This is a genomic window from Taylorella asinigenitalis ATCC 700933, assembly GCF_000687755.1.
GTDB lineage: Bacteria > Pseudomonadota > Gammaproteobacteria > Burkholderiales > Burkholderiaceae_B > Taylorella > Taylorella asinigenitalis.
The window spans coordinates 65,642-83,249 of sequence record NZ_JHXN01000002.1; the positions used below are offsets into that span (position 1 = coordinate 65,642).

The window sequence follows — 17,608 nt, forward strand, 5'->3', positions numbered from 1 at the left end:
ATCACATTTTTTTATTCACATTAAGGTGCGAAATTAAATTTGTGGGGTTCTCGACGGCATCCTTAATTTTAGAGATATCTACCCATTCTTCTATATCATCTTCCTCGTCTGAAGGCGGAGTCATTGCCACAATAAAATCATAGGGCAATAAGCCATCTAAATCGTTAGACCAATCTACTTCATCTCCCGAAGCATCAATACGCGTGTAACGTAAAGGGGGTTCGCCAATCTGAATTCCTGAGATAAAAGCTGCTGCGTACGGAGACTCAGTAAACTCCTTGTTGAACGAGGAGCTTCCAATTAGGCGTGCATCGGGACCGCCAATCTGCATAACAGCGTCGTATTCATCAGGATTATCCGTAGTTTCAAGCGGAATTGCAAAAGCAACCCATTCGTACCCTTCTTCGGTTTCATCAATCTCAGCAAGCACAACTTTTCCAAGCTCGCCGCTTAGGGCATCGCATGCTTTTTCGAGCAAACGCAAATCATTAGAAGAGAATTTTTTCATGGCTGCCTCGTAGAAATTAATTACCTTTATCGTAGATTTTCATTATATGTTATAGCTTAAAATAACGGTATTTTATTACAGGGGTTTAGCATGGTTCAGTACGTATTCACAATGAATAGAGTAGGGAAAATTGTCCCTCCGAAAAAGCAAATTTTGCGTGATATTTCGCTATCTTTCTTTCCAGGTGCGAAGATAGGAGTGCTTGGGCTGAATGGCTCTGGTAAATCGACGCTTCTGAAAATTATGGCAGGTGTTGATAAAGAGATCGAGGGTGAAGCAATACCTATGGTGGATCTTAATATTGGTTATCTTCCTCAAGAGCCGCAGCTTAACCCAGAGCATACGGTGAGAGAGGCTGTGGAGCAGGGCTTGGGTGCGGTCTTTGCGTCTAGAAAACGATTGGAGGAGGTGTACCAGGAATATGCGGCTCCTGATGCTGATTTCGATAAACTGGCGGCAGAACAGGCTGAGCTGGAGGCCATAATATCTGCGGCCGCAAGCTCAGGAGCCGATGATATCGAGCATCAGATGGAGATAGCGGCTGATGCATTACGTCTGCCGCCATGGGATGCGAAGATTGGGAATTTGTCTGGGGGCGAGAAGCGGCGCGTGGCTTTATGTGCTTTGCTTTTGTCTAAGCCCGATATGCTTTTATTGGACGAGCCAACCAACCACTTAGATGCGGAGAGTGTGGATTGGCTGGAGCAATATCTGCAAAAATTTCCTGGCACAGTTGTTGCCGTAACGCATGATCGCTATTTCTTGGATAATGCCGCTGAGTGGATACTTGAGCTCGATCGTGGACATGGTATTCCATGGAAAGGGAACTATAGTTCATGGCTAGAACAGAAAGAAAATCGCTTAAAACAAGAGGAAGCACAAGAGTCTGCACGTCAACGTACTATTCAAAAAGAGTTAGAGTGGGTACGTCAGAATCCTAAGGGTCGCCAAGCTAAGTCAAAAGCTCGGATTGCACGATTTGAAGAACTCTCATCATATGATTACCAAAAGCGAAATGAGACACAGGAAATCTTTATTCCTGTTGCAGAACGTCTGGGAAATGAAGTTATAGAATTTAATAATGTTTCAAAAGCATACGGTGATCGTTTACTTATTGATAACTTAAGCTTCAAAGTGCCTCCTGGTGCAATTGTTGGGATAATCGGACCCAATGGTGCAGGTAAATCAACGCTTTTCCGCATGATTGCTGGCGTTGAGCAGCCTGATTCAGGAGAGATAAAAATTGGTAAAACCGTGAACATGAGTTTTGTAGATCAATCACGTGATGGTCTTGCTGATTCGAAATCTGTTTTTGAGTATGTCTCTGACGGAGCTGATTTGCTAACAGTGGGTAAATTTGAGATGCCATCTCGTGCTTATCTAGGTCGCTTTAATTTCAAAGGATCCGATCAAAATAAGCAAGTGGGAACTTTGTCGGGAGGTGAGCGTGGACGCCTGCATATGGCTAAAACCCTCATAAAAGGAGGCAATGTTCTCTTACTCGACGAACCATCAAATGACCTCGATGTTGAGACTCTTCGTGCACTGGAGGATGCTTTGCTAGAGTTTGCGGGTTGCATTATGGTTATCAGTCATGATAGGTGGTTTCTCGACCGCATTGCCACCCATATACTTGCGTTTGAGGGCGATTCGCAAGTTGTATTTTTTGATGGAAATTATCAAGAATATGAGGCGGATAAAAAACGTCGACTAGGTGAAGCTGGTGTGCAACCTAAGAGAATACGATACAAGGCTTTGAAATAATTACGAGTTTTAAAGGCATATTCTGGTGATTGTGAATAGGTTGAAAATTATTAAGAGCTTTCCGATTTGACCTATTTGATTTTGTAGGCTACCATTGAATTAGATAGAGTTAAGTTTTGACTCAAAATCTAACGTTTTGTTACATCTAGCTTTTCTAAATCTAATTGTCTACCGCATAGGAGAGTATTACATGAACCAGAATAATGCTCCATCAGCAGCTATCCCTTCAACCGATTCTAAACTTAAAGCTTCAACTATCTTTGTTTTGATTTTAATGTCTAGCGTCACATTTATTGCCATATTGTCTGAGATGGTGCCGTCTGGCGTTTTAAATCATATAAGCAATGGGCTAGGAATTTCAATCTACAGTGCTGGACAAATGGTGGGAGTGTATGCTCTTGCTAGTGCGATTGTGGCCATTCCTCTTGTGACAGCAACTATGAGATTCAATCGTAAGTCTCTTTTGTTATGGCTTTTATTTGGTTTTGCATTATCAAATATTGCAGTCGGATTTTCAAATTCTTATTATTTAAGCTTAGCCATGCGTCTAATTGGGGGTGCAGCTGCAGGAATTTTGTGGGCTATGATTACTGCTTACGGTATGCGGATTGTTAACGAAAATCAGCATGGCATGGCCATAGCGATCATTATGGCGGGCAATACTTTGGGTGTTAGTCTAGGTATGCCATTTATGACTTGGATAGGTAATACCTGGGGTTGGCGTGTTGAATTTTATGCCTTAGGTTCAATCATAGTAGCTATAATGGTTTTGGCCTTTTTCTTCTTACCTTCAGTTCCTGGGGAAAAGGTTACTAAAGCCAACAACCCTATTGCATTATTAAAAAATAAGCATGTCCTAATTATTTTACTTTTAACTTTACTTGGGGTTATGGCACACTATGCTGCATATACCTATATCACTCAAATAGTTGATTTTATGAGCTTCCCAGGTGGTATTGAAATGGCTTTATTGCTCTTTGGGGTAGGCTCGTTCATCTCTGTAATGTTGGCTATGAGATATACCGACAGAGCTCTGAGGAATTTCACTGCTTTGATGTTTTTGTTAGGAGCTGTTGGATTAGGGGCTATTAAATTATTCCCTACGAGCACTGTTATTAGCTATTTAGCCTTCTTTTTGTGGGGTATATCTTTCGGTCCACTAGTTACTATGCTTCAAACGGCTGTAGCAAAACACAGTTCAAGTGCGAAAGCAATTGCCACCAGTGTCCAAAGTAGTATGTTTAATTTCTCAATCCTACTAGCTACTTCAGTTGGAGGTTACATATTGACTAAAGCTGGGATTATGGCGGTAGTTTTGTTGGCTGTAGGATTATTAATTCCTGCAACAATCATCTCTTACCTTTCTAAAGGTACCTTAGGCGAGAAGTAGGCTAGGTTTACCTCTAACCTATCTTCACTTACATAATTTTATTAACCGAGGAGATTAATATGAGTAAGAAGTTTATTAACGCAACAATTTATAAACAACCTAATGCATCAGAAATACTTATTGAGGACGGAAAGTTTAAAGCTATTGGGAGCAATTTGCCTGAGGCAGACGAAGTGATTGATCTTGAGGGCAAGTTGGTATTGCCACCATATGTAGATCCTCATCTACACTTAGACTACGTTTATACATTAGGTGAGATGGCAAGTGTGGGGGCTAAGTCGGGTACTTTGTATGAGGCTATTGAGAATTGGCCTAAATACAAAGCTACCATGACCACAGAGAGCGTTAAAGCACTTGCACGTCGTGGCATTGAAGACGAAGTATCTCAGGGGGTTCAATTTATTCGTGCTCAAACTGACGTCACAGACCCTAAGTTTGTTGGGTTTAAGGCTATTATGGAGCTTAAAGAAGAGTTGAAAGATATCGTTGATATTCAAGTGGTAGCTTTCCCTCAAAACGGTATGTACACATACAAAGGTGGACGTGACCTTGTTGAAGAAGCCCTTAAAATGGGTGCAGATGTAGTAGGTGGTATTCCTCACTATGAACCTGCTCGAGAATTTGGTGAAAAATCTGTGCATGATATCGTTGAGTTAGGCCTTAAATACGATCGATTAATCGACGTTCACTGCGACGAAAATGATGACCCAATGTCTCGCTTTGTAGAACTTCTAAATGCTTTAGTTTATTTGGAAGATTATGGAGCTAAGACTACGGCAAGTCATACCTGTTCATTTGGCTCTGCGGATAATGCATATGCATATCGCATGTTTGATTTATTTAAGAAAAGTAAAATGAACTTTATTTCTCCACCTACAGAGAATGCTTATTTGCAAGGACGTCAAGACTCCTATCCTAAACGTCGTGGATTAACTCGAGTTAAGGAATTTATGGAAATGGGTATTAATGTCGCATTTGCTCAGGACTCGATCAATGACCCATGGTATCCGATCGGTAATGGTAATATGATGAATCTACTAGATAATGGAGTCCATTTAACTCATTACGCAAGTCCTGAACAACTCGAGAATGCATTTGACTTAATCACTTATAACGGTGCTAAATGTATGTATCTTGATGAGTCTTATGGATTAGAGGAGGGTAAAGCGGCTAACTTTATCGTGCTAAATGAGACTACAGTATTTGATGCGATACGTTGTCGTGTTGATGTGATGATGTCAGTAAGAAACGGTGAATTTTTATTTAAGAAAAAACCTCAAGAGTTTGAAGTTGAATTTAAATTAAACTAAATTTTTTCACATATTAAAAGTGCAACCCAATTCGCAGGTTGCACTTTTTTATACACCAAATATATTATTTTTTAAGTGAATCTGGATTCATCTCAATCTTAACTTCTAATACATCAAGAGAATCCTGACTGTCTAAATTCACTTTGATATCCTCAGGGTTAACTTTAATATATTTAGAGATTACTTCTATTAGCTCTTTTTGAAGTTGAGGAAGGAAATCAACCTTAGAACCCTCTTCAGCAGTAGCGGCTCTGTCGCGAACTAGAATTAATTTCAGACGCTCTTTACCTACATCAGTACTTCTTTTCTTTTGACCGAAAAAATAATCAAATAATGCCATGTCCTACCCTCCGAATAATTTCTTAAAGAAGCCAGGTTTTTGATAGTCGGTAAATCGGAAAGGTAATTCTTTACCCAAGTAACGATCTACAAGGTCAGAGTAGGCCTGACCACTATCACTATTTTCGGAAAGAATAACAGGGACACCAGTATTTGATGCATCAAGAATATCTTTAGATTCAGGTATAACACCTTTGATAGGAATATTTAAAAATTCCTTAATATCATTTAAAGAGAACATATCTCCTTGAGTAACTCGTTCAGGATTGTATCGAGTAACTACAAGATATGTGTTAATTGGCTCAAGACCATTTTCCGCTCTCAAAGATTTTGATTGCAGAATCCCAATCATACGATCTGAGTCGCGAAGAGATGAAATTTCTGGATTACTTACAACTAAGGCATCATCAGCAAAATACATCGCTAGATTTGCACCTGTTTCGATACCTGCAGGTGAATCGCAAACAATATATTCAAATCCTTGTTCTTTTAATTCATTAATGACTTTTTCTACACCTTCTTTAGTCAATGCATCTTTATCTCGCGTTTGAGAAGCTGCAAGCACATAAAGGTTTTCAACTTTCTTATCTTTAATCAAGGCTTGAGATAAAGTTGCATCACCTTGAATGACATTAATGAAATCGTATACAACACGTCTTTCACAGCCCATAATTAAATCTAGATTGCGTAGACCGACATCGAAGTCAATTACAGCAGTTTTATGTCCACGCAAAGCTAGACCAGTGGAGAAGCTAGCACTGGTTGTTGTTTTACCAACACCACCTTTACCAGAAGTTACAACGATTACACGTGTCATTAAAGTATCCTCTTATTAATTTTTGATTACTTAATCTTAACCTAATTTACATGCGAAGGGGCGTGAACTGAAGAGTTTCGCCTAGTAAGCTCACTACAGCAGGTTTATCTAGTGCATCAGACTTAAAATCACCATCAAATAGCCTGTAGAATCCTGCAATTGCAACAAGACTTGGATTAAGTCTAGTTGTAAATATTTTTGCGTTTATATCGCCTTTTGCGCCTGCAACAGCACGTCCGTTAAGATGACCATATACGTGAATATTTCCGTCAGCGATAATTTCTGCACCAGCACTTACATCACCCATGATTATAAGGTCACCACCTTCAGCATAAATTCTTTCTCCTGAACGGAGTTGTCTCTCAATAACAAGGTTTTGAACTGGTGCTGTCGGGGCTTTTGAGACTTCTGTCTGAGGTTTTTTTTCTGTTGTGGATTGAGCAGAAGTAGAAGCTTGTGGTTGCTTTTGAATTTCTGCAGCCTTAGCTTTAGAAGCTCCTGATTCCTTAATATTTGGTAGTTCAATAAATTTAAAACCAGCTTCTTCAATACTACTAATCAGTGCTTTATTAGAATAAATACCTATGACACTGATTTTATATCTAGCTAGAAGATTAACAAGCTTAGACCATGAGATTGGTTGAAATAGAGCAAAGGCGTCTACAACTAAGTTTTCGCCATGAAGAAGCTGACCATTAGGCCCAGATAAAAAATCATTTAAATTCTGCTCAATACTTAAAAAATCGGTGCTTCTTAAAATTAAGCGTAGAGTAAGTAAATTTACGTTTTTAAATTCTAATATGCGAGTATCAACAGCCATATATCACCCTATCAGCCAACCCATGAATCCTTCAGAGTTACACTGCGATTAATTATACCTTTTTCAGGGGTTGAACTCGAGTCAGCTACAAAGTATCCTAATCGCTCAAACTGCCACCTATTTCCTGGCAATATTTCAACCCCCGGTTCCAACCATCCATTAACGACTTTAAGTGAGTTCGGATTAATGTAATCCATATAGTCCCTTGTACCACTATCTGGCGAGGCCTCGGTAAATAGCCTGTCGTATAGGTTTACCTGAGCTGGAATTGCATATTTCGTACTAACCCATGTGATATTGCCCTTGACTTTTACAGAATCTGAACCTGGAGTTCCACTTTTTGTGTTTGGAATTAATTCTACAAAAACTTCACACACACGCCCGTCCGCATCCTTCTTAAATCCTGTACATTCAACTATATAGCCATATTTCAAGCGTACTTTGTTTCCCACAAAAAGCCTAAAATACTTTTTCGGCGGCTCTTCCATAAAGTCGTCACGCTCTATCCATAGCTCTTTTGTAAGCATAAATTCTCGTTTACCTGCTTCAGGATTGTGCGGATTAGTTGGTGCGTGGCAATGCTCTTGAAAATCATCCTCCACATTTGTAATCACCAATTTAATTGGGTCTAATACGGCTACAGCTCTTGGAGCAATAGGATCGAGATCATCCCTTAGTGCTTGCTCTAAAAGCTTATAGTCTATAAATGAATCTGATTTTGAAACACCTAATCTTTTTATAAAAAGGTGGATGCTATTGGGCGTGTAACCCCGTCTTCGTAAACCCGCAATAGTAGGCATTCTTGGGTCATCCCATCCATCCACAATACCACTTTCAACCAGATTAAGTAGTTTACGTTTACTTGTTACTACGTGTTGTACGTTAAGGCGTGAGAATTCAGTTTGTTTAGGAAGAGGGTGAAGGAATTTTCCTAAGGAAGCTAGCTTTTCAAGCAGCCATTCGTAAAAAGGCCTTTGATCCTCAAATTCCAGGGTGCAGAAACTATGAGTAATACATTCAAGTGCATCCTCGATAGGATGAGCAAATGTATACATGGGATATATACACCATTTATCCCCAGTCCTATGATGATGTGCATGTTTTATGCGATATATAACAGGATCACGCATATTAATATTTGGAGAGGCCATATCAACTTTCGCACGTAAAGCATAGGTCCCATCTTCAAATTCTCCATTTTTCATGCGTTCAAATAAATCGAGAGACTCTTCAATAGGGCGGTTTCTCCAAGGAGAATCAAGGCCTGGCTCAGTTAAAGTTCCTCGAGTTCGCCTCATTTCATCAGGAGTTTGCTCATCGATATAAGCATCTCCATTTTTGATTAGTGCAACTGCAAACTCATAGAAATATTCAAAGTAGTCGCTAGCATAATAAAGATTACTACGACCGTCTTCTATCCAATCGTATCCTAGCCATTGAACGGCATCTTTAATGGCTTCAACATACTCAGTATCTTCTTTTTCTGGGTTGGTATCATCAAAACGTAAATGGCATTCACCATCATATTCTTCGGCTAGACCAAAGTTGATAATAATACTTTTAGCATGACCTAAATGTAGATAACCGTTAGGCTCTGGTGGGAATCGAGTTCTAATTTTAGCTTTGTCAAAAGGTGCGTCAGCCTGAACAGAGGCAGGACCAGGCTTTCCAGCCCATCTTTTATCTTTGTATAAATTGTCTTTTAGATTTGATTCGATGAGATTTTTAAGAAAGTTAGGGGCCAAAGCCTCTTCTTGAATAGACATACTAAATGCTTAATTAAAAAGTTAACTACATATTATATAAGGGGTAGATAAATTTTTACTAGCAAACCGCCTTGAGGAGCTTCAGCAAGTTCTAGTTCACCTTTATGTGCATTAACGATAGCATTTACTAGTGCTAATCCAAGACCAACACTACCAGTCTTTGTGCGTGCAGAATCAAGTCTTGAGAAAGCTTGTACAGCTTCCTCCCTTCTATCTTCAGGTATGCCCTGACCGTGGTCTAGAACATGAATAACTGCTTTTTTTCCTTCTCGTTTGAGAGATATTTCTACAGGTGGTGCGCCGTGTTTAAGAGAATTAGATATAAGGTTATCTATTAATCTAGCAAGAGCAAGAGTATCACCTTTAACCATTAAAGGTTCTTTTGGCATCTCTCCTAAAACAATATCATGAGAAGTCTCATGCCAAGCATTTACGCGTTCATCAATCCACTGATTAATGTTTAAATCAATAAAACTATATCGACTCGGATCGGCTCCTCGTACATAAGTTATAAATTGCTCGATAATGCTTTGCATTTCTTGAACATCATTTAGCATCCCTTTTCGTAAAGGTTCATTTTCAAGCATTTCGATACGCAATCTCATACGAGCTAGTGGACCTTTTAAATCATGCGGAAGCCCAGCTAGCATAGTGTGCTGAACTGTCTTAGCTTGATCAAGAGCTTGAACCATTTTGTTGAAATGTAGACCTAAAAGCTTAATTTCTAATGGACCTGTAGGTACAACTTTTGTTGATTCCCCTTTTCCTAAACGATCAGCTGCATGAGTAAGCTTAGTAAGAGGTGCTGTAATTCTCCATGCATACCACCCAGAGCCTAATAGCAGAATGCTGGTTAATCCAATCCATAACATATAAACAAGGCTTATGTTTGGTGGTTCAATATCCTCAATCGGAATAACCAACCATTCTTTAATAAGCGTATTGTTAAAGGGATTTATTTGTGGTTGAAGAGAAATATATAAAATTGGAACATTTCCGCTTTGAGAAAGACCAACTCGGGTGCCGTCATCAAGTGATGCGTTGATAGCCTTAATTAGTTTAACTAAATCTTGTCTAAAATTAAGAGGGATTTTATCTAAGGGTGTTAGAGTATTCGAATCTGAAGAATCCCTTGAGTGTGAGAGATAGTGATCTCTATTTTGATGTGAATCATCAAAGAAAAAATTAAACTCTCCTAGATTTGGAAAAACTTGCTCAAGCATATTAGGACGTGGAGACCTATTAGTACCAAATTGATCAGTTGGGTTTGGTATTATTCTGCACTCAAGTTTGCTATTACAAAGTATCTGTGTCTCTTGCGGAAGTTCTCTAGTCCAAAGAGACCATTTTCCATTAGATGCGTGTCTTACAAATTCAGCTCTTCTGCTAGGTGGTAGAAGCAATACAGAAGTTCTTATAACATTAATTGAGTTCGATACTTGAGTAGTGACTATTTGCTCAATAAAACCACCCTTTAAGTAATTTACTGCATAAAATATGGCCGTCTGCACCAATATAATTGTGGCAAAGGTCATAAATATAATTTGTGCACGAATACTTAAAGAGAATAGTTTTAGCTTCATTTAAAAAAGGGCTGAAAACTCAGCCCAAATTCACTTAATTAAAAAACTAGGCCTTAGGAGAAAATCTATAACCAACGCCCCAAACAGTTTGAATCCATCTAGGATCCTTAGGATCATCTTCAAGAGCTCGGCGAAGTCTTAAAATCGCAATATCGATAGCTCTATCATTTCTTTCGCCCTCATCGTCGTTTCTAGATAAAGCTAGAAGCTTTTCACGAGAGAGTGGTTTACTTGGGTTTTGAACAAAAGCCTCAAGAAGATTAATTTCTCCACCTGTAAGTTTAACAACTTCATCGCCTTTTAGTAGCTGACGCTTAATAGGATCAAAAGTAAACGGTCCAAAATGTATTGGAGTTTCTTTAATTAATGTAGAAGCACCTTTTTTACGACGAAGAACTGTCTCAATTCGAGCAAGTAGTTCACGAGGGTCAAAAGGTTTACCGATATAATCATCTGCCCCGGATTCAAGACCTAAAACTCGATCAGCAGTTTCATCCCTAGCCGTAAGAAGAATAATAGGGATATCCTCATGTTGATCACGAAGATTTCTACAAAAATCAACACCATCACCGCTAGGTAGCATACGGTCTAAAACAATTAAATCAGGGGCAAACCTTATAATACGATCAGCTAAGTCATTTCCGTCTGGAACTAAAAGAGTGTCATAACCATGACGGTTGAGATATTGAGCTAGTAATTGTCTTAAATCTGGATCGTCATCGACAATCATCACTTTAGTAAGTGGCTTATTCATAAGACCCCCTGTATTTCATCTTATCTATAAACTATAAACAAAATTAATGAACATTAACAAGATAAGAAATAATTCGTAATTGAAATCTAGTTATTATTTTCTGAATTAGAATTTGCTTCGGGGCTTTGTTGCACAACTTCATATTCTCTTTTAGTTATTAATTTGTTCGTAGACTTATCGTATAACTTAAGCTCTACTTTATGTGGAGTAAGAGTGCGTTTAGTTAGTTCAGCTGAATTTTGAATATTTGTATACTGACCCGATACAGCTTCGATTGACTTTATGTTCTCGAAACCATTGTTACCGTTCATATATTTGCCCCTAGTAAGAATTTCAATTCTTATAGGTCTTTCTGTTATTGATTTATCTTTCTCGGATAGAATCAACTTAAAGTTTAACCTTCCTTTAAAACCACTGAATTCAGCCAATCTAATACCAATAGGTGATGAACTAGTATCTTCTGGAAGAGTCTTCAATAGTGCTTCTATAGAGTCATTATTACCTTCTTCAGCCACAGGAATAATGGGATTTAAATTTTTGCTTGATTCCTCAGCTTGTAATCTTTTATTTTCGGCCTCTTCAATTTTTGCTTTTAGAACTAGGGCATCGGCTTGAGCTTGATGAACCTGGCTGACTAAAGCCTCTTTTTCATACCTAAGGACCTCAATCTGTTTGGTGAGTTCTTTTGTATCAATTTCAGCTGATTCATTAGGTAAATAATTAGTCTGTACAAACCAATAGCCACCAACACCAACCAAAAGACCAACAAAAAATGGAAGAAAAGATTTTGATCTACGCGATTTACGCACACCATAAGTTGGTGTGAACAGAACTTGTTTATTCGATGGTTTTCTCATTCAAATTACCGATAATTTCTTCAATTTGTTCAAGTCTTTCAGGGGTGCCGATATCAAACCATCGACCTTTAAAATGAGTCCCAATTACTCTATCTTGAACCATATATTCTCTTAAAAGCGGGGCTAATTTAACAAAATCACCTTTAGTGATATTTTTAAAAATTGATGGATTATAAACACCAATTCCAGCAAAGGTTAACATTAATGTCCCACTAGCATTTACGTTGGAAATTTTAACATCATTGTCTATAGCAAAATCACCTTTTAAATTATGCTCAGGGTTATCGACTAATAAAAGAAAAGCATCTTTATTTCTATTCTCTAACTCTGATTTATATTTCTGGGCAAGCTTGGGGTCCCAATCGCACCAAATATCCCCATTGATAACTAGGATTGGTTCATCTCCAAGTAAATCCATTGCGTTGGCAATGCCCCCGGCTGTCTCCAGCCCGCCTTCGGGTTCAGGCGAGTAGTGAATTTTTAAACCCCATTTACTACCGTCGCCTAATGCCAATGGAAATTGCTCACCAAGCCAAGCATAATTTATAACGATATCCACGAACCCACTTTGCGAGAGTCTTTGTAGATGCCATTCGACCAAGCTTCTTGCACCTACCTTCAACAATGGTTTAGGTGTGTAATCTGTAAGAGGTCGCATTCTTTTGCCTCTTCCAGCACATAGAATCATTGCTTTCATAGGATTCCTAAAACGTATACCCGAAACCAGTTTGAATCTTATCGATTTCGTTTAATAAATTAGAGATTGGTCTTAGCTGAGAATACCTTGCAGCAACTTGATGCACATATTTTTTAACTCTAGGGATATGGTCCAAGTAATGATGCTTCCCATCACGAATAGATAGTCTTGCAAACACGCCTAGAATCCTTAGATTTCGCTGCAATCCCATCCATTCGTAGTTTTCATGAAAGATTGCAAAATCCTCTGGTACAGGCAGTCCTGCGTCTTTAGCAAATTCCCAATACCTAATAGCCCAATCGATTTGCTGAGGTTCATCCCATGTCGTTCTTGCATCCATAACAAGAGAGACCAAATCATAGCTAATAGGGCCAACCACAGCATCTTGAAAATCAATAATACCTGGAGCGTTTTGTTCGCTTGTGTACATAATATTTGGTGAGTGGAAATCGCGGTGTACAAATACCTTCGGCTCTTGAGAAGTTCGCTCACAAACAAGTTCAAATATATTTTTTAGAGTTTCTTTTTGGCTCTCATTCAATTCAAATTTTGAGTGTTTTTGAACATACCATTCAGGAAATAGATTAAGTTCCTCAATCATTTTTTCCTTACTATATTGTGGCAATGCTTCCGTATCCGCCTTTTGCATTTTTATAAGCTCTTTCAAAGCTTTCAAATACATGTTTTGTACTTCTTTATCGGAAATCCCAGTTTTTAAAATATGAAAGAAGTTACTCTCACCCAAATCACTAAGTAACATAAAACCTAGGTCACTGTCCCTTTCTAGAATATCTGGAACGTTTACATTAACTTTTTTTAATCTTGTAGCAATGTCTACAAATGGTTCACAATTTTCTTTTTCTGGAGGTGTATCCATAACTATATAGGAATTATTTAAACCATCAACCCTAAAGTATCTTCTAAAACTTGCGTCGCTTGAGGCTGGTCGCATTGATGATAGGTCAAGATGATATTTAGTTTGAAATTTATGTAACCATTCTCTTATTGTTTCAAGTCGTGAGTCTAGGGTTATTGCCATACAATCTAATTTATAATTTGAAGTTTTACTATTTTAGTATTTTTTAACTTTGTTATTGGTAGCCAGTGTTTAAGTATTTTTTACAAATGTCCAAGTTTGCTTTCCCTTTCTTTGTATTGGTATCAGGCAAATTGTTTGGCGTTGAACAAGGCATTTATGGGCTTCAGCTATCTGAGATGCTTAATGAAACAAAGTTAAAAAGTGAAGATAACTCCACCTTTACTATAAGTGACTCGGTTGTTTACTCTAAAAATTCAAATATCGTGCAATTAAAAGGTGATGCACAAGTCAGAAGAGTAGACTCAATAGTAAAAGCAGACTCCATAAAATATAACTTAAAATCTGGAGAAGTTCATGCTTTGGGGAATGTAAGGCTACTGAATGACGGCAATTTCATTGCCACCCCATCACTAAAATACAATGTAAACAAGAAGACAGGAGTATCCGAAGAAGTCGAATATCGTCTTAGCAACGGGGGGTCGGGTACTTCGGATAGGGCAGAACTTTTAGACGAAAATCATCTGCAATTAGGTAAAACTATTTTTTCTTTATGTAATTGCGATTCCAAATTTTGGTATATAAAAGCCTCGCAAATTGATGTTTATAAAGACGAAAATAAAATTGAAGCAAAAAATGGATCTCTTTATATTAAAGATTTTCCTGTATTGTGGTCACCATATCTGACATTTCCACTTCGTAAAGAGAGAAGGTCAGGTTTTCTTACTCCAACCCTGTCATCTACTTCCAGAAGCGGTTTGGGCTTTACTATTCCATACTTTTGGAATATTTCTCCAAATATGGATTTAACACTATATCCACAATATTTTTCTAAAAGAGGGTTTCAATTAGGGACGGAGTTTAGATATTTAAAACCAAATTACTCAGGTGTCTATAATCTTAGTTATCTACCTAGGGATTCAGAGCGAAAGGACAGTCGATGGGCTATTAGTTTATCCCATACTCATAAACTAGGTTCTTTTTTAGGGTTTGATTTTTCACTTAGCGGTAATATTAGAGCTGCTTCGGATTCGGATTATTTTAGGGATCTAAGTAATCTTCAAAATTACCAAGAAAGTAAAACATTTTTACCTAAAAATTTAAGTTTAAATTTTACTAATAACTCTACAATTAAGGGCTTTTTAGGGGTTACTAAATATCAGTCTTTGCATGATTTAACATCAGAAAACTCTGACAAACATATTTATTACTATACATACGAACGACTTCCAGAATTGAAGATTGAAGGGAATTGGTATGATATCGGTGGGTTTGATATCAGCACGAAACTATCTTATATTAATTTTAAATTTCAAAAAAATATTGTTTGGCCACATCATCCATTGGCACCAGACGGATCTAGATTAAGTTCTTACACTAAAGTTACGTATCCTATAGAGCGAGCTGGTTGGTATATCAAGCCATCGATAGGGCTTCATTTATCTCATTATCACACAAATTGGCATACAAATTATGATGGGAAAGGGGTGAACTATTATGCCCAATCAGGCAGGCAAATCGACAGCATTTCCAGAATCTTACCTATCTACTCGGTTGATGCGGGGATGATATTCGAGAGAAAGACTAGTCTGTTTGGTAAGCCAAAATATCAAACTCTAGAACCAAGACTTTACTATGTTCATATTCCTTACAAAGACCAATCTGATATACCAATTTTTGATACATCTATAACATATTTAAATTTTGCTACTGCATATTCAGAAAATATTTTTTCAGGTGGCTGGGATAGGATTAACAATGCAAATAACTTAACAGTTGGATTGACATCTCGATGGTTTGATGAAGGTTCGGGCAAGGAGAGGTTATCTGTTCAATTAGCTCAAAAGTTCTATTTTACGAAGCAGAAAGTTTCTATATCTAATAATCAGCGACTTCGAAAATTAAAAAAATCGGAGATACTCGCAAACATTGCCACCTCACTTACGGATACTCTAAAAATTCAAGCAGGATGGCAGTTAGACTCGGAAAAGAAATTAACATCATCGCAAACATATTTGTCCATAAACTGGTTTCCAAAGCGACTTGCAAACTTATCGCTTACGTATAGATATCAAAAAGACCCTTTCTACTACAATGAAAAAGGGAAGCGTCTAAGGGATATTTACCAGCTTAAGGGAAAGGAAAATATAAGTATTGCCGCTCAATGGCCTTTAAGTAAAAAAGTTTTTGCCGTTGGACGTTGGGACTATTCGATAAGGGAAAGTAGAACTACTCAATCAATTCTAGGCCTCGAATATAAGGATAATTGTTGTTTCTCTAGTAGATTAGTGTTACAACGTTATGCAGTTTCGGCAGCAAAATCTAATACAGCTATATATTTTCAGTTAGAATTAAATGGACTAGGATCGGTTGGTCCTAATCCACTTGGACTTCTTAGATCAAGTATTCCGGGGTATAGAAAAATAGTTACACCATCCCCAGAGATATCTCCGTTTGAAAGGTACGAATAATGTCTTTTACAAAAAAAATAATTACGATTTCATTGGCTATATCAAGTGCTTTAGCTATAGCTCAAAATACACAAATTAATAATAAGCCCACAAACAAAGTTCCATCGAGCCAAATAAAGCATGGCTTAAGCCCTAATGCTACAGAGCAGATTCTTGCAGTAGTTGATGATGAAGTAATTACTATGGCAGATTTTGCCTCTAGACTTAATTCTTTAAGAATTTCTGGTCAGAGCCTGCCTGATGAAGCAGTTTTACAGTCCTTAATAGACGAGAAATTATTAAACTCATATGCTGACAACTTGGGTATTAAGGTAAGTGATCAAAGGGTTGCTCAAGCTATACAAAACATTGCTGCTCAAAATGGTTTAACACCTGAGCAGATGAAACAGGCTTCATCTCAATACAATATTGTGTGGGATGACTATATTAAAAACATTCGTCAGCAAATAAAGATTGAGGATCTGAAGGTGGCTGTTGTTCGTGATCGAATCAACATTACCCCTCACGATATAGAAGCTTATTTAGCTCAAAATCCTACTGGATTACCAAAAGGATATAAAGCACCAGTTAAATTCGAACCACGTTTTGAAAAAAGACAGGTAGTGGAACAATATTTTGTGCCAAAAGCCATAGCCCTCCAACATATTTATATTCGTGTCCCAGAAGGTGCATCTCCTGATGAAGTTGCTGCGGCTAAGGCTAAGGCTGATGAAGCATTAAGCAAAATCAGACGTGGTCAAAAATTTGATGATATAGCAAGGCAATATTCTGATGGGCCTGCAGCAGCTAATGGAGGCAAGCTTGGTATTCGTATGAATGAAGACTGGCCTACTTTATTTGTAAATGCTACGAAAAACGTAAGAGATGGTCATACTACTGGTGTTTTCAAAGCCGCTAATGGTTTCCATATTCTTAAAGTCGTTGAACGACGTGGTTTAGTTGATCAGAGGGTTAAAACAGTTAATGTTAGATTACCAGATCCACCGCAACCACAATTGACTGAAAAAGAGAAAGCAGCTAAGCAAGAGGGTCCTGTTCAAGTAGAAGAATCTCATGTTAGACATATACTTGTGGCTTTCAATCCAGTCGTGGACGTTCAAAAAGCATATGAGAAAATTTTAGATATTCAAAAGCAATTGCAAGCAGGAGCAGATTTTAGTGAACTTGCTGAAAAATATTCTGATGACACCTCTGCACCTGTAGGAGGAGATATTAGCTGGATCATGAGAGGTACAGCCGATCCTGCATTTGAGCAAGCAGCATTTAATTTGCCACTTAATCAAGTTAGCGAACCTATTAGAACTAAATTTGGATGGCATCTGATTGAGGTTTTAGAAAGACGTAATCTTGATCGTAAGGCTGAAATTAGAAAAGACCTAGCATATGAAATGCTATACCAACAGCAATCAGCTAGTATTTTAGAAGATTGGTTAAACCAATTAAGATCCCAATCTTATATCGAAAATAGACTTACAGGTTACAAATCTGGCCTGTAA

The 17,608-nt window shown here is 37.9% G+C and carries 15 protein-coding genes; 5 read left to right on the forward strand and 10 right to left on the reverse strand.

Translation table 11 applies throughout. The annotated features are described in order from the left end of the window. Window position 1: 1 nt before the first annotated feature. Window positions 2-508 carry a hypothetical protein gene (locus T432_RS0102240; RefSeq protein ID WP_028884002.1) on the reverse strand — a complete coding sequence of 169 codons (507 nt, stop codon included), beginning with the start codon at window positions 506-508 and terminating at the stop codon, window positions 2-4. Window positions 509-598: 90 nt separating this feature from the next. On the opposite strand from T432_RS0102240, the gene ettA reads away from it, so the two are divergent. The 3 genes from ettA (at window position 599) to T432_RS0102255 (ending at window position 4,972) form a co-directional block, all read left to right on the forward strand. After that, a complete protein-coding gene (gene ettA / locus T432_RS0102245) occupies window positions 599-2,272 on the forward strand; it encodes an energy-dependent translational throttle protein EttA (RefSeq protein WP_028884003.1) in 1,674 nt (557 codons plus the stop codon). Window positions 2,273-2,462: 190 nt separating this feature from the next. Then, a complete protein-coding gene (locus tag T432_RS0102250) occupies window positions 2,463-3,662 on the forward strand; it encodes an MFS transporter (RefSeq protein WP_028884004.1) in 1,200 nt (399 codons plus the stop codon). A 59-nt stretch (window positions 3,663-3,721) separates the two neighbouring features. Beyond that, the gene (locus T432_RS0102255) at window positions 3,722-4,972 is read left to right on the forward strand and encodes an amidohydrolase family protein (protein ID WP_028884005.1); all 1,251 of its coding nucleotides are present in this window, start codon (window positions 3,722-3,724) and stop codon (window positions 4,970-4,972) included. A gap of 64 nt (window positions 4,973-5,036) precedes the next feature. On the opposite strand, the gene minE is transcribed toward T432_RS0102255, so the two are convergent. From minE to T432_RS0102300, 9 genes are all read right to left on the reverse strand, one after another. Next, window positions 5,037-5,312, reverse strand: a complete 276-nt coding sequence (gene minE / locus T432_RS0102260; RefSeq protein WP_014111946.1) for a cell division topological specificity factor MinE — start codon at window positions 5,310-5,312, stop codon at window positions 5,037-5,039. 3 nt (window positions 5,313-5,315) lie between these two features. Continuing rightward, entirely contained in the window at window positions 5,316-6,128 is an 813-nt protein-coding gene (gene minD, locus T432_RS0102265) for a septum site-determining protein MinD (RefSeq protein WP_014111945.1), read from the reverse strand. Between the two features lie 46 nt (window positions 6,129-6,174). Further along, window positions 6,175-6,948, reverse strand: coding sequence for a septum site-determining protein MinC (gene minC, locus T432_RS0102270; protein WP_028884006.1), 774 nt, complete (start codon window positions 6,946-6,948; stop codon window positions 6,175-6,177). Window positions 6,949-6,959: 11 nt separating this feature from the next. Beyond that, window positions 6,960-8,714 (reverse strand): glutamine--tRNA ligase/YqeY domain fusion protein, encoded by a 1,755-nt coding sequence (locus tag T432_RS0102275; protein ID WP_028884007.1) that lies wholly within the window; start codon window positions 8,712-8,714, stop codon window positions 6,960-6,962. A 32-nt stretch (window positions 8,715-8,746) separates the two neighbouring features. Continuing rightward, window positions 8,747-10,297: an ATP-binding protein gene (locus T432_RS0102280; protein ID WP_028884008.1), complete on the reverse strand. Its 1,551-nt coding sequence runs from the start codon at window positions 10,295-10,297 to the stop codon at window positions 8,747-8,749. Between the two features lie 46 nt (window positions 10,298-10,343). Continuing rightward, window positions 10,344-11,051: a response regulator gene (locus T432_RS0102285; RefSeq protein WP_014111941.1), complete on the reverse strand. Its 708-nt coding sequence runs from the start codon at window positions 11,049-11,051 to the stop codon at window positions 10,344-10,346. Window positions 11,052-11,137: 86 nt separating this feature from the next. Then, a complete protein-coding gene (locus T432_RS0102290) occupies window positions 11,138-11,908 on the reverse strand; it encodes a hypothetical protein (RefSeq protein ID WP_028884009.1) in 771 nt (256 codons plus the stop codon). After that, window positions 11,889-12,605, reverse strand: coding sequence for an N-acetylmuramate alpha-1-phosphate uridylyltransferase MurU (gene murU / locus T432_RS0102295; RefSeq protein WP_028884010.1), 717 nt, complete (start codon window positions 12,603-12,605; stop codon window positions 11,889-11,891). The genes T432_RS0102290 and murU overlap by 20 nt, the downstream gene beginning before the upstream one ends. Window positions 12,606-12,612: 7 nt before the next feature. Further along, on the reverse strand, window positions 12,613-13,644 hold the full coding sequence (locus T432_RS0102300) for an aminoglycoside phosphotransferase family protein (protein ID WP_028884011.1): 1,032 nt from the start codon (window positions 13,642-13,644) through the stop codon (window positions 12,613-12,615). A gap of 86 nt (window positions 13,645-13,730) precedes the next feature. Here T432_RS0102300 and T432_RS0102305 point away from each other — a divergent pair, with 86 nt between their 5' ends. Together T432_RS0102305 and T432_RS0102310 are read left to right on the forward strand one after the other, a co-directional pair. Next, complete coding sequence (locus T432_RS0102305) at window positions 13,731-16,112, forward strand: LPS-assembly protein LptD (protein ID WP_028884012.1); 2,382 nt, start codon at window positions 13,731-13,733, stop codon at window positions 16,110-16,112. After that, window positions 16,112-17,608: a peptidylprolyl isomerase gene (locus T432_RS0102310; RefSeq protein ID WP_028884013.1), complete on the forward strand. Its 1,497-nt coding sequence runs from the start codon at window positions 16,112-16,114 to the stop codon at window positions 17,606-17,608. The genes T432_RS0102305 and T432_RS0102310 overlap by 1 nt, the downstream gene beginning before the upstream one ends.

Excerpts from the sequence above, each read along its gene's own strand:
- minE (WP_014111946.1), bottom strand. The coding sequence starts at position 5,312 with ATGGCATTATTTGATTATTTTTTCGGTCAAAAGAAAAGAAGTACTGAT.
- T432_RS0102280 (WP_028884008.1), bottom strand. The coding sequence starts at position 10,297 with ATGAAGCTAAAACTATTCTCTTTAAGTATTCGTGCACAAATTATATTT.
- T432_RS0102290 (WP_028884009.1), bottom strand. The coding sequence starts at position 11,908 with ATGAGAAAACCATCGAATAAACAAGTTCTGTTCACACCAACTTATGGT.
- T432_RS0102255 (WP_028884005.1), top strand. The coding sequence starts at position 3,722 with ATGAGTAAGAAGTTTATTAACGCAACAATTTATAAACAACCTAATGCA.
- T432_RS0102310 (WP_028884013.1), top strand. The coding sequence starts at position 16,112 with ATGTCTTTTACAAAAAAAATAATTACGATTTCATTGGCTATATCAAGT.
- T432_RS0102250 (WP_028884004.1), top strand. The coding sequence starts at position 2,463 with ATGAACCAGAATAATGCTCCATCAGCAGCTATCCCTTCAACCGATTCT.
- T432_RS0102300 (WP_028884011.1), bottom strand. The coding sequence starts at position 13,644 with ATGGCAATAACCCTAGACTCACGACTTGAAACAATAAGAGAATGGTTA.
- minD (WP_014111945.1), bottom strand. The coding sequence starts at position 6,128 with ATGACACGTGTAATCGTTGTAACTTCTGGTAAAGGTGGTGTTGGTAAA.
- minC (WP_028884006.1), bottom strand. The coding sequence starts at position 6,948 with ATGGCTGTTGATACTCGCATATTAGAATTTAAAAACGTAAATTTACTT.
- ettA (WP_028884003.1), top strand. The coding sequence starts at position 599 with ATGGTTCAGTACGTATTCACAATGAATAGAGTAGGGAAAATTGTCCCT.
- murU (WP_028884010.1), bottom strand. The coding sequence starts at position 12,605 with ATGAAAGCAATGATTCTATGTGCTGGAAGAGGCAAAAGAATGCGACCT.
- T432_RS0102285 (WP_014111941.1), bottom strand. The coding sequence starts at position 11,051 with ATGAATAAGCCACTTACTAAAGTGATGATTGTCGATGACGATCCAGAT.
- T432_RS0102275 (WP_028884007.1), bottom strand. The coding sequence starts at position 8,714 with ATGTCTATTCAAGAAGAGGCTTTGGCCCCTAACTTTCTTAAAAATCTC.
- T432_RS0102305 (WP_028884012.1), top strand. The coding sequence starts at position 13,731 with ATGTCCAAGTTTGCTTTCCCTTTCTTTGTATTGGTATCAGGCAAATTG.
- T432_RS0102240 (WP_028884002.1), bottom strand. The coding sequence starts at position 508 with ATGAAAAAATTCTCTTCTAATGATTTGCGTTTGCTCGAAAAAGCATGC.